Source organism: Candidatus Hydrogenedens sp., from assembly GCA_035361075.1.
Taxonomy (GTDB): Bacteria; Hydrogenedentota; Hydrogenedentia; order Hydrogenedentales; family Hydrogenedentaceae; genus Hydrogenedens.
Window position 1 is genome coordinate 130307 of sequence record DAOSBX010000001.1, and the last position, 13661, is coordinate 143967.

Annotated in this window: 11 protein-coding genes; 1 reads left to right on the forward strand and 10 read right to left on the reverse strand. The window is 34.1% G+C overall.

Going from position 1 to position 13661, the window contains the following annotated elements:
- Positions 1-3: 3 nt before the first annotated feature.
- A complete protein-coding gene (locus tag PLJ10_00495) occupies positions 4-2433 on the forward strand; it encodes a family 78 glycoside hydrolase catalytic domain (protein HOK08120.1) in 2430 nt (809 codons plus the stop codon).
- 21 nt (positions 2434-2454) lie between these two features.
- Here the strand turns inward: PLJ10_00495 and PLJ10_00500 are convergent, their stop codons facing one another.
- From PLJ10_00500 to PLJ10_00545, 10 genes are all read right to left on the reverse strand, one after another.
- Complete coding sequence (locus PLJ10_00500) at positions 2455-3372, reverse strand: HEAT repeat domain-containing protein (protein ID HOK08121.1); 918 nt, start codon at positions 3370-3372, stop codon at positions 2455-2457.
- 33 nt (positions 3373-3405) lie between these two features.
- Positions 3406-5736 carry a hypothetical protein gene (locus PLJ10_00505; protein ID HOK08122.1) on the reverse strand — a complete coding sequence of 777 codons (2331 nt, stop codon included), beginning with the start codon at positions 5734-5736 and terminating at the stop codon, positions 3406-3408.
- A gap of 10 nt (positions 5737-5746) precedes the next feature.
- Positions 5747-6403 carry a hypothetical protein gene (locus PLJ10_00510; GenBank protein ID HOK08123.1) on the reverse strand — a complete coding sequence of 219 codons (657 nt, stop codon included), beginning with the start codon at positions 6401-6403 and terminating at the stop codon, positions 5747-5749.
- A gap of 18 nt (positions 6404-6421) precedes the next feature.
- Complete coding sequence (locus PLJ10_00515; protein ID HOK08124.1) at positions 6422-6886, reverse strand: prepilin-type N-terminal cleavage/methylation domain-containing protein; 465 nt, start codon at positions 6884-6886, stop codon at positions 6422-6424.
- Positions 6887-7056: 170 nt separating this feature from the next.
- Positions 7057-8223, reverse strand: coding sequence for a galactokinase (locus tag PLJ10_00520; GenBank protein HOK08125.1), 1167 nt, complete (start codon positions 8221-8223; stop codon positions 7057-7059).
- A gap of 48 nt (positions 8224-8271) precedes the next feature.
- Positions 8272-9378, reverse strand: coding sequence for a sn-glycerol-3-phosphate ABC transporter ATP-binding protein UgpC (gene ugpC / locus PLJ10_00525; protein ID HOK08126.1), 1107 nt, complete (start codon positions 9376-9378; stop codon positions 8272-8274).
- 44 nt (positions 9379-9422) lie between these two features.
- Entirely contained in the window at positions 9423-9968 is a 546-nt protein-coding gene (locus tag PLJ10_00530; GenBank protein HOK08127.1) for a hypothetical protein, read from the reverse strand.
- Between the two features lie 217 nt (positions 9969-10185).
- Entirely contained in the window at positions 10186-10983 is a 798-nt protein-coding gene (locus tag PLJ10_00535) for a hypothetical protein (protein HOK08128.1), read from the reverse strand.
- A gap of 16 nt (positions 10984-10999) precedes the next feature.
- Entirely contained in the window at positions 11000-12241 is a 1242-nt protein-coding gene (locus PLJ10_00540; GenBank protein ID HOK08129.1) for an ATP-binding protein, read from the reverse strand.
- Between the two features lie 83 nt (positions 12242-12324).
- Complete coding sequence (locus PLJ10_00545; protein HOK08130.1) at positions 12325-13599, reverse strand: phenylacetate--CoA ligase; 1275 nt, start codon at positions 13597-13599, stop codon at positions 12325-12327.
- Between the last annotated feature and the right edge of the window lie 62 nt (positions 13600-13661).

Consider the following 13661-nt stretch of genomic DNA (forward strand, 5'->3'; position numbering starts at 1 on the left):
AATATGGAAAAGATGATGTGGGTTATCACAATTTTATCGTTTTTACTAATTGGAATGTCAATAGGAACCTGGGCAGATACAGTAGCCTTTTCAGAAGCAAAGCCTATCTGGCTAAAAAATCGAGCAAAGGAAATGAATGATTTTGCAGGATTTAGAGCGATATTCAATGTTGACGATGTAGAAAATGTGTTTTTACGTTGTGCTGGACATGATTTTTATAGGGTTCATGTCAATGGCAAATTTGTATTATATGGTCCCGCAAGAGGTCCACATGGCTTCCATCGTATGGATGAAATCAACATTTCTAAATATTTACAAAAAGGCGAAAATATTATAGCCATAGAGGTGATTGTCTACAATGTAAATGGATATGGTATTACAAACCAGCCAGGTTTTATCCAAGCAGAAGTTGTCCAGGGTAAAAAGGTATTATGTGCTACTGGTTCTGATAAGAATCCTTTTATGGGATTTGATTTAAATTATAAATTCAAAAAAGTAGAACGCTATAGTTTTCAAAGAGGATTTACTGAGGCTTATCATTTTACCCCACAATCGTTGATCTGGATAATGAAAAAAGAAAATGCTCCAACACCTTATGAGGTGGAGATTCAGGAAGATAAAGCACTTATTCCACGAAGAGTTCCTATGCCAAACTTCGAAATAATACCACCCGAAAAGATAATTATTGAAGGTAAAGTAAATTTGCAAAAACCTATAGAGAAACCATGGATTAATAGGAGTGTTGAACCCAGAGCGGATTTCCTTGGCTATCCATTTGACCAGCTTGAATATTCACCTCCAAAAGATTTCCAACAAATGACCATTGAAAAGGGAGAACAGAAAGAACAGACAGCCAACTTCCCTCTTCTTATCAATGCATCAACTTATAATATATTTGATTTTGGAAGAAGTATGACAGGTTTTGTCTGTCTAAAAATTAAAGTAGATGAACCTACGAAAGTATTTATCACTTTTGATGAAATGTTAAGAAATGAAACAGTAGATTGGAAACGATTAGGTTGTCATAATGTTATTGCATTGCATTTGTCCGAAAAGGGTGAATACAACTTTGAATCTATCGAACCATACACTTTTAGATATATGCAAGTTTCCAATACAAACACATCAAGTACAATTGTATCAACAGGTATAAGACTTTATGAAAATCCAGAAGCCCAGAAAGCAAAGTTTGTATGTTCAGATGACAGATTAAACCGAATTTTTGAAGCAGGTAGAGCCACCTTTGCTCAAAATGCTGTAGATATTTTTATGGATTGTCCTCATAGAGAACGTGCAGGTTGGTTGTGTGACTCATTCTTTACATCGCGGGCAGGTCTTGTTTTGACTGGCAATACATCCGTAGAAAAGAATTTTTTTGAAAACTTTATGCTTCCTCCCAAATTCGAGTTTTTGCCAGATGGAATGTTACCTATGTGCTATCCTTCAGACCATAATAATGGGCAATTTATCCCTAATTGGGCTATGTGGTTTGTTATTCAACTCGGAGAATATGCAAAAAGAAGTAATGATTGGGACCTGGTAAATGCTCTTAAACCTAAAGTGTTAGCATTAGTTAAATTTTTTGACGCCTACAAAAATTCAGATGGACTATTAGAAAAATTGCCCAGTTGGGTTTTCGTTGAGTGGTCAAAAGCTAATGATTTCGTTCAGGATGTGAACTATCCATCCAATATGTTATTTGCAGGTGTTTTAGACACTGTAGCGGAATTATATAATTTACCAGAGTATAAGCAAGAGGCAGAAAAAATTAGAGAAACTGTTCGCAAGCAGTCTTTTGATGGGACCTTCTTTGTAGACAATGCTGTTCGTAAAGATGGAAAATTAGAAGTTACGAAAAACCGTACCGAAGTGTGTCAATATTTTGCTTTCTTTTTCAAAGTTGCTACAAGAGAAACACATCCAGATTTGTGGAATATAATACGAAATGATTTTGGACCTCATAGAAAGGAAAAAGACAAAAATAAATATCCAGAAATTTATCTGGCAAATTCATTTATTGGCAATGTCCTCCGTGCAGAATTATTGACAATGAGTGGAGAAGGAGATAAAGTCCTCGATGAATCTGTAGGCTATCTTGATTATATGGCTCAAAGAACAGGAACCTTATGGGAGAATGTAGACGATGGGGCAAGTCTAAATCATGGCTTTGCTTCACATGTGGTTTATATTTATGATAGGGTTGCATTAGGTATTAGTGAATTTGACCCTGTGAATAAGAGAATTAAAGTTGTATTTCGTCCATTATCCTTAAAATACTGTGAGGGAGAAATCCCTGTCGGTGATAATCAAAGTATAAAAATGAGATGGGAACAAGACGATAACGCCATAAAATACAGATTAAGTGTTCCCCAAGGCTTTACTGTTGAGGTCGAAAATCTTACATCTAAAAACCTGGTTAAGGAATCTTCATAAGTAGTTTAAAACAACACTAATTTAACCAATAAAATATTGAAAATCCCTTTCAACAAGGGGTTCGATTTCTTTTCTGTAAATTATAGAATCCTTAACTTCATTTTTATGTTCTTCCCAGAAGGTTTTCCACTCTTCAATAGAATTGAGTTTTTTACCATTTAATTCTATTTTCCATAAATTATTTAGGGTTTCTTTGCTTGAATTTACAATTCTCGGTTCAGGATGATTAAGATTTTCTATTAAAACTGGGGTTACAGACTTTAATCCAATATGAGCAATTGCATAATTTGTTGTTATACAGACATTGATGTCAGGGTCTACAAGACCACGAATAATTAGATTGTAACTTTCCATATCTTTAGCAATTGATAAAAGTTCTATAGATTTTTCTCGAACAGTTGGGGCAGAATCAAAAATTTTTTCCCTTAAAATTTTTATTGTTTTGTCTTTATTTATCTTAAACAAAATTTCTAAGATATGTGGTGTTGTTGTAGGGGAATAGGAGGGAAGGTAGTATTCCAAATAAGGGAAAATGTCCATAGTTTTTTGAAGTTCTAACAATCCATTTTTAGCAGTAACACGGTCAATTTCTTCTCCCCATTGTATTCTACTAATTAGTGCCTCAACCTGTGCTCGTTGGTCTTTATTTAATCCCGTTTTTTCGGTAAGTAATTTGTCTTTTTGTTCCCATTCCTTTTTTGCTTCATCTAAATTTATTTCACCTGTTTTATCGTTTTTTTGTATGTTAGCGATTTCGTCCTTTGTATATTTAAATATTTTCTCTCCTACCTGTATTGTATAAATTCCATCAGATGATTCATCAACGATTTTCCCATCAAAAGTGATACCGTTTTTTAAGGTGAAGGTGTCTGAAAATGTAACAATACAGATAAAAGAAAAAAATACATGCAAAAAAGCAAAAAAGAAACTTTTACCCATTTTAATCCTCCTATAGAGATATTAATTAAAAAATTATTGGAAGTAAAATGCGATTTTTCGATAACTAACAACATTGGGGTCTGTAATTTCAAGGAATCTCCGTACACGTGGGTCATAATACATCGTTAAACCAATACCAACGCCATTATCGGCTGGAACAAATACTCCTAAATCTGCTGAGACTATACCGCCACGGACAATCATTTTTCCGTATGTGTTGGAGTTGTGTCTTGCTTTACTTCTCACAATACACCAGATAGAATTGTTACTATATAGAAGTCCATCGAATTGGAATGGACGTCCTGAATTCGGACGGCTTAATTCATCATTAAACCAAATGTGACGCAAAGTATCTTCACTAATCCAATTCATGTCTGGACTACAATAATGATAAGTAGCACGAGTTAAAATATCAAGGGGTAAACCTTTTTCTATAAGATAATCTCGTAGCAATTTTACTCCCGATTCATTATACTTTACAGCATGTTCATCAGTCGCATCATAGATATAAATTTTATCCGGTTGACTTGCTCTTAATCCATAAAATCGAGGGGTATAATTGGGATCTGCTAATGCTTTTTGTAATTCCATTCGGTTAAATAATTTTAATTCTGATGTTGTAAAGCTGAATTGTTGCCCTTTTCTCCCGGCAACAATTTGCCCTGCATCTACAGAATCAGGGTCAAAATATCCCCAACGCAGAGTTTCTGTTACTTTATTAATTGTTACATTATTTGTTCTGTGGGCATTTCTTGTATCAATACTGTATTGGCTCCACTGAGGAAATTTTTCCGTATTTCTTGCACTATGATTAACTCCACGAACAGTTAAATAATCACCAAGCATGATACTTCCCCCAGCAACAAGAGCAAATGCATTAGTTGTTCCATCTTCAGCTTGTCCAAATTCACCAGGAGCATCTGCATAAGTTACATCTCCAACTACATAAACATTGCCTCGTACTAATAATTGTCCTTCCCCTTTAATCTTGCCAGCAATAATTAAGTCTCCGTTTACCGCAACAGTCCTTTCTATCTGTATGGGATCTTGTTCTGTACCAATAAGTATAAGATTACCATCGTAAGTTCCTGTAGTTGCAAGACTGTTAATAGCAGAATTCGAAGCAGTAGGTAATGGATTATTTATGTCTGCAGGTACATATACAGAACCACGAGGAATACCATATGCAACGCCGGAAGTTATCTGTCCCGGTGGGGGGGCTTCTCCTTCTATTATTGTATTATCAAAATTGACTCTTCCATTTGCAGTATTAAAAACCATTTGAAATTCTTCATCATCAACTATACGATTGTTATTATCATCAGGAAATGGAGCCGGAAAATTATTAGGTACAATACCATCTGTTTGAGCTTGATCGTTTGTAGGATAATCCATGTACAAATTTGCAAATTGAACGAGATCTCCATTAGGAGTTGTCCCTGCATTTTGTAAATTTGCAGTTATCATATTGCCTGAAGAATCTTGAATAATTTTCCCATTGTCGTTGCTAATACGGTATGATTTCAAAGTGGAACTTTGAAGATCCGAAGCAGAAAACTGTGTTCCATCAGGTTTATAAACCCTACCTCTTGTATACAGTGTTCCTGCAACACGGCTATCTGCTTCTGTTGGTCTTACTAACATGGATTCCAGAGAGGCAACCTTAATACGGTCGAATGTATTATAATTGGCAGGGTCAGAATTTCTGTATAAATCTAAAGATTGGAATTCTGCATGACATAGAATACAGCTTATATTATTTGCGAGAACAGCAAATTCTGTGTGAGGACTTGCTTTTCCTCCAATGCTAACGACCTGTACAGCTGTCTTGGCAATGCCATTCCGTGTTGCGGTGGATGTTATTGTCAGAAATGAACGAGACAATTCATCGTATCTCGCAATATGAACACTTTCAATTTGCGATATTTCTCGATTGTTGTTAGGATCTCTTAAAATGATAGGTTGATTAAACAAAGCCCAACCCCGCCGGTCATATCCAGCAGGATAAGTTTCAAATATTCCATTTCCATTTCCTGTCTCATCAACATCTTTAGTTCCATTAAAATTCAGATCTTCATTTATAGGGATTCCTAAATTGTTATCAAGATAGTAGCGGTAGGAAGCCCAATTTCTTGTAGTGTTTCCGCTTGTTTCTAAGTAATCATTCCAAAGTCTCTTAAATGCCAGATCTATACCTGCTTGGGTTGCTTCTCTTAAAATAATATCATCTGCAGAAAAATCGGTTTCTCTTTTATTGTTTACTATCGTCGCTGTTATAACTCCTATAGCGCCCAAGATAATGATAACAGAGATCGTAGCAAAAATTAAGGCAATACCTGATTCTTTTTTTCTTATAAAACGCATACTCTATCTCCTAATTTTCTAATTTAACTATCCCACTGAGTTCAGCACGAATTAAAGGTCCTTCTCCCGGACCCATTCGTTTGGTTCCTTCCAAGTAAATATATAACAAAGTAGGAGTATTTTCCTTATCACTTCTATCAGGTAATAATTGAAATTCTACATTACTAATACAATTTGCACTTCCTATCACGCGTCTATTATCTCCCTGAATCATCACTAATCTTCTTGTTAATGCGCCATCTCCGTTTGTATCTTCACCTACGTCTAAAATGGCATTAGGAGGAACTCCTTCAGATGAACGGTCCTCATTTTCATATTGCACAAGAATCGGCTGAGATGATTGGACAAATTCAGGTGTGTTAACGGGTACAGGAACAAAAAAACGCAAACTTTGTCCATTATTTTGAAGTTGAATTGCTTCTGCTCCAGGGGGTGCTACTGGTGGGGTAACATTTGTGGTGACTTCTGTATATGCTTGTTTTACTAATTCTGAGAGTTCATTAAAAGTATTTCGCAAATCGGAATCGATTTCATTTTGGACATATGAAAGTGATGCTGATTTTACAGATGATCGTAGTGCCAGAAAACTCAGAAGAGAAATTGTAGCTATTAATGTAGCAGATATAGTTACTTCTATTAAGGTAAATCCTAAAGCTCTTATACTCATATATACATCCTTACCAAATTATATAGAAGTTAATATTGTAGCTACTGTATCTCTTATAGTATGTCCACGAGTGGATGTCCATGTGGCTGTTACAAAAACTTGAACAGGATTATTTGTTCCACCAGCAGGTTCTCCATTCATATTCCTAAGGACAACACTTATTTGTAAATCAGGTATGGGTATCGGATGTTCTTCAAGGGTTGTTATTGATAACCAATCATTGGATGTCTTCTCATTTATCCATTCATAAAAACCTTCCCAATTAAAACTTTCATTACTTACTACAAAGTCCTTCCTTTTTTCACGAATGGCTTCAATTACTGCACGACAAGTATGTAATGCCTGTATCCGTTCTCTTTGAATTTGTAAATTATTGTGGGAAGAAACTAATATAACTGAAGTTACTCCTACCACAAAAGAAAATATAGCTACTGAAATCATAATTTCTATTAATGTTAAGCCATTATTTTTCTTTTTGTTCATATTTTCTATTCCTATATTATTTATACCACTATATATTATAACATAAAAATATATAAAATATTTCAAAATAAGCGAAAAATTTCACATTATATATGGAAAATTACTCATCTGCAAGAAGAATTTAAATATGTTTTTTCTCTAATTAATTATTTTGATGTAATTTGTATGAATTATTTTAAATTCTGTGCTCCGTCTGAAGGCGGGGAAATAATATAAGAGCCATTTCTTCCAGTAAGAGAATTATATTTTTCAATCAGGATATTAACAAAATTGTTAGCATGTTTTGTTTCTACTAAGTTGATTGTACATCCACCAAAACCAGCCCCTGTCATTCTTGCCCCAATGCATCCTTGTATATTTCGAGCTATATCGGTGATTATTTCTAATTCGTAATTAGTAACTTCATAATCTTTTTGTAGACTATAATCTGATTCATTTAATAAAACACCAACCTTTGATACATCGCCATTTTTTAATGCTTGGATACAGTCTAAAACGCGTTTATTTTCTGTTAAAACGTGACGAGCGCGTTTGTATGCAATGGGATTTATTTTATCTTTTATATTATTCAATTCCTCAATAGTATAATCGCGAAGGTGGGTGGCATTTTTCTTATAGAATTCGTTTAGAGTTGTTAATGCATCTTGACATTCTGCTACGCGTTCGTTGTATTTTGAGCTTGTAAGACCTCTTGGGCAATTTGTGTTTGCTATAACAAAAGTATGTTCAGGCAAATCAATGGGAATTAGTTCATATGTTAGAGTTCGACAATCTAAGAATAAAGCATGCCCTCTCTTCCCACATCTTGATATAAATTGGTCCATAATTCCTGATTTTAAGCCTAAAAATTCATTTTCTACCCGTTGTCCTAATTTTGCAGATTCAGTGTCATCTAAAGAAAAATTGTTTAATACCTCAAAAAATTTTAGTATTGCCATTTCTAATGCTGCCGAGCTACTTAGTCCGCACGCTATCGGAACATCTCCATAGATGATTCCATTTGCACCTGACACATGGTATCCCATTTTGATTAGTTCATGAATGACACCCATAATATAATCCATCCATGGCTCAAGTGGGTTCCTTGACGGATAATTTATATCTGCAATTCCCTGACGATTTGTATTAATTGCATAGAAATTGATTAATGTATCATTTCTTTTTTTACCTGCGATATAAATGCCTTGTTCTAATGCCATTGGGAGCACATATCCATGGTTATAATCAGTATGTTCACCTATAATATTGACCCTTCCAGGAGCTTTCACGATAACATCTGGAGTATAACCGAAACAGGTTTTAAATTGTTCTTCTAATTCGTTAATGATTTGTTCCATAAATTAAGCACTCCTTCTTTGAGAAAAGTGAGGACATAAAACTTTGATTTATGCAATTACTTGTTCAGTTATGGGGTCAAAAAAGTGAGTATTGTTGATATCTAATTTTAGGGTTATGGGTTTCCCAGTAGGTGGTTCAGAAGTCGCTTTTACCCGAGCTGTAAGTGTGACTTTACCAGTACTTATATATAAGTTCATCTCAGAACCCATAGGTTCAACTACATCAACAATTGCGTGTATAAATGTGCCATGTTCTATTGACTGGTCTTGTTGTATTGATATATCTTCAGGACGGATACCCATAGTTATATTTTTGTTTATATATGCTTTAAGGGATGGTTGTTTGTGTTCAACAATTTTGATTTCAATTTTTTCTTCATGATTGACAAAATATATCTGATTATTTTTTTCATATATAACGCCGTCTATCATATTCATCGGGGGACTACCAATAAATCCAGCTACGAATTTGTTAATAGGTTTATGATATAAATCTAATGGTGTTCCTATCTGTTGAACTAAACCATTATTCATTACAACAATGCGGTCGCCCATCGTCATAGCTTCGATTTGGTCATGTGTAACATAAATTATGGTAGCCTGTAATTGCCGATGTAGTTTGGAAATTTCAGCTCTCATCTGAACCCTCATCTTTGCATCTAAATTTGATAAGGGCTCATCAAAGAGAAACACTTTAGGGTTTCTGACAATGGCTCTACCTACGGCAACTCTTTGCCTTTGTCCCCCTGAAAGCACACGAGGTTTCGCTTCTAAATAATTTGTTAACCCTAATATTTCTGCCGCTTCTCGGACACGTCTATCAATTTCTTGTTTTGGAACACCACGCAACATTAGTCCAAAAGCCATATTTTTATATACACTCATGTGTGGATATAAAGCATAGTTTTGAAACACCATTGCTATATCACGGTCTTTAGGGTGTACATCATTTACAAGTTTACCATCAATATAAATCTCACCAGAACTTATTTCTTCTAACCCCGCTACCATCCGTAAAGTAGTTGTTTTACCACAACCCGAAGGACCAACTAATACAACAAATTCCTTATCGTTTATAGTTAAGGTTACATCTTTAACAGCAATAACTCCATTAGGATAGATTTTTGTTAATCCTTTTAATTCAACTTTTGCCATTTAATAATTCCCTATTTTAACGAATACAATTAGTTTTATCTTAATTATATTTTATTTTGTTTTATCTCATTAATTAAACTTTGTCTAAAATCCGTTGGTATGTCATTATTCTCGATTATGTAAAACGTTAGAACTGGTTCCAATAGGTATAGTGGATTATCGATAGTTAGGTTTGTTGAATTATTAAATTGAAAACTGTTCGTTTTATTTACAATATATTGTTCAGGTTCGAGATTCTGAGTAATATTGATAACTGCTTTATTTACTGTAACAGAAAGAACATTATGAAATAGATATAGATTCTTTTCATTTATTTTTGTTTTGATAAGATTATACACATTTCCTATATTTGTTCCCTTTTCTGGAAGGTAATATAAGTTAAACGCCAAATCATTAAAGTAAAAATTGTATTTTATTTTAAATGGATAAGAAATATAGGGTTTTATTTGTATATGGTTTATTTGAATTGCAAATTCTTCTGGATAAGGTGGAAGGTTTGCTAACGTCAAACCGTTAATATTCAGCGATAAATCCCAAAAGTTAATAAAAACATTTTTAAAATGAATACCTTTATATACATCATGAATCATCTTATTTATACATATTTTTAATAAATAATTACGTGAATGGGGGAGAGTGATTACTATTAGACAAAAGATAATTACAAGAACACAAAATAACTTTAACAAGAAAGTAGATAATAATTTAAATGTTAGTTTATCTTTGTAAGTTTGTTTTAATGTCTTTTTTTTCGATTTATTACTACTGGATTTTGACAAAGTATATACCCAGATTTTTATTTAGAAGTTATTTATTTTTATTTATAACAGAAGGCTTTTTTGTTGGTTTATTGCCTGTGGAAACATCAACATGGGTTGATTCTTGCATTTGCTGGGGTAGATTAGTTTTTCCCTGAAAATCAAGAGAACTTTTTCCTTCATTACCTCCTTTACCGTACTGTATAAGTGTCATTTCACCATCATTAGTCGTTAGTTTTACAATCCCAAGTGGTTTAACGTCATCATTTAGCCAAATATCTTTTATTTGCCCGTTATTCTCTATTTTGTAATGTTTCGATTTAATTTTTCCATTTTTATAAGTAACTTCTTCTTCATTTATAAACTTCTTTTTTTGAGACAAGTTATTATCCTTACTGCTATCAGAAATAGTAGTTACATCTATATTTTTTGGCGGTTCTGCCCCCTCACGAACAATAATTTTGTGAATTGTTTCCTTTCCTTTAGAATCGTAGGAAATAAGGAACCGATACACAGAAGGGAACCCTTCCAAAGGTATAATCTCAGACTCTAACCAGAGTGCATTTGTATCTTTATCTACAACCTCCGTTCCTGTAATAGCTTGCCTTAATAAGACATGGGTATTTGATATTTTGTCTAATATTTCATATATAGCCCAGACACCAGGCTCAGAAGAAATTATTTTTCCACTTAATAATCCTTCTAAAAAATCCTGAGAATGAATATTGAAGGTTAGAAAAAACGAGGATAACGACAATGAGATTATCAGAGGGAATAAAAAGAATATATTTTTTGTGAATTTAATAGGTAAATAGACATTCTTAATATATTTCTTTTTTGTATACATAAATTAATTTATCGTTCTATACCAGTAATTTTTGGATTTCATCTTCTTTGTCATCTGGTAGTGAAATAATCTCATTAAGTATATGAGCCACTTGTGTTGAGTCCGTTTTTATCAATGTATAAAGTAAATGTAATATTAATTGCTGGACAATTTTAGGAGCTTCATTAAGTTCTCTAACCATTTGAAACAAGTGAGTCGCATATATATCAAAAATCTTTATTTGGATACTATTTTTAGGGTCTGAAAGTTCGTCTGAGTTAATAGGATAAATCCCCTCATCCTTCCATTCTTGAATTAATAACTGCGTTTTTTCAGCTTCCCGTAAAATAAAGTGTTCCCGTAATTTCTTTTTGCAAAACTGTGTTAAGAACCGTACATCTTCACACAATTCATCTGCTTGAAGTAACCCCTGTTTATCTAATTCTTGTATGTAAGATGACTTAAAATATGCAGTATAACTAAAACCACGAAAATGTAATCGTGGGAATGGAACATATCGTGTAAATCCATTCTGGTCACAGAAAAGCACCCCTTTCCTTCCAGAACCTATCCATTCGACAACAGTTAATTTTGCATCAATAGTTTTTCCACTTGGGACGACAATTTCATTAAAATTATATTCATGTTGATATATTTGGGCATTTTCAGGGTCTATAGTTACATTGTCGTAGATAATTTTAACACTCGGATATTGCATTAGATAAGGGGCAAAAATATCTGTAATTTCTTCTAACGCAGTTACCCCCCTAATTAAAGAAATATTATTGTTAAGAAGTGAGATACGTACATGCATTCCCGTTTTAGATTCCGCTTCTCTAATGGGTTCAGGCTCAGAAATTTCAAATATAGAAAGATTTTCAGAATTTCCAACGATTTGGTAATGGTAGAATGTCCCCTTCTCAGAATAGATACTTCTCCATAAAACCCTATTCCCTAATGAGAATGCACGAAAACGCCCTTTGCCATATTTACCATGAAGAATACGTTTTTCATTTTGTGTAACATATTCTTCTCTTTTCCACGAACCGCCAAGATTGCCAAATGCTATGATTGCATCCTTAAATTTTAAGCCATGACCATCGTCAATGATGTCAATATAATCAAGCCCACCTAATTCATTTTCAACAAATCGCACCTCGACATGTTGAGCCTCTGCATCCAACGCATTCCAGATAAGTTCAACTATTGCGTTTAATGGTTTTGTTTTACCTATTGTTTCCAGATGGTCATCTTTAACTTGAATATGTATTGTTCGCACGTTTTCGCCTTAATATTTTATTGTTATTAATTGTCTATAATAGACTATTGTAATAAAAGATAATTATATAAATAAATTATTGTTTATGACATTTTTCTATGGTCAATAACACGACATGCTTTTCCTGTAGAACGTTCCAGACTATTGGGTGCCAGAAGTTCTACATTAATGTGAATCCCTGTTATATCATGTATTTTTCTTAGTACTTTGTCTCTTAAGGCTTGCATCTCGCTCATTTTATCCGAAATAAATCCTGGCTGTACCTCTACTTTAACAGATATTTCATCTAAAATATGTGGTCTGGATACTTCAATGAGATAATGAGGAGCAATACCTGGAACTTGTAGTATCGCCTCTTCAATTTGAGATGGGAATACATTAACGCCACGTATAATTAACATATCATCAGACCTACCCTTTACTCTGGACATTCGTTTTGTAGTTCTACCACAAGGGCATGGGCTACTATCAAGTTGGGCTAAGTCTCTTGTCCGATATCGAATAATAGGAAAAGCCTCTTTAGTTAAACTTGTAAAGACTAATTCACCATATTCACCATATTTAACAGGCTCTAATGTGGTCGGATTTAAACACTCAACGATAAAGTGGTCCTCTTGGATATGCATGCCATTTTGGAGATAACATTCACCACTAACCCCAGGTCCTATAACCTCGCTTAAACCATAATTGTTAAAAGCCATAATCCCAAGTTGTTCTTCAATTTCCTTCCGCATATCATCTGTCCACATTTCTCCGCCAAAATGTCCATATTTAAGCGATAAATCAGATGGATTTAATCCCGCCTCTTGTGCCGACTCGGCTATATTTAAGGCATAACTGGGAGTACATATAAGGACATCAGGTTTCAAGTCTTGAATAAGTAAAATTTGTCGGGCTGTATTTCCTGAGGCAGCAGGGATAATAGTTGCTCCTACCTTTTCAACACCGTAGTGGAGACCGAATCCGCCTGTGAACAAGCCATATCCGAAAGAAATCTGAACAAAATGCTCTTTACGTAGTCCACCTGCTACTAAAAAACGTGCACATAAATTTGCCCATGTTTCAATGTCATTTCGTGTATATGCTACAAGAGTAGGTTTTCCTGTTGTCCCTGATGAGCCATGTATTCGTGCTAATTCACTATGCGGTACCGCCACTAAACCTAAAGGATAATTCTGACGCAAATCTTCTTTTACTGTAAATGGTAATCGTTTTAAATCATCAAGAGAGGAAATATCCTCAGGTCTTACATGAGCTTTATCGAAAGCATCTTTATAAAAAGGCACAGTATTATATATTCGTGTTACTACATCTTGAAGCCGTTTTAGTTGGAGAATTTCTCTATCTTTTGGCTCCATACATTCTGCTGAGTCCCAAATAATATTTTCGAAATGGGTATGTTTCACTTAAAACCCTTTCT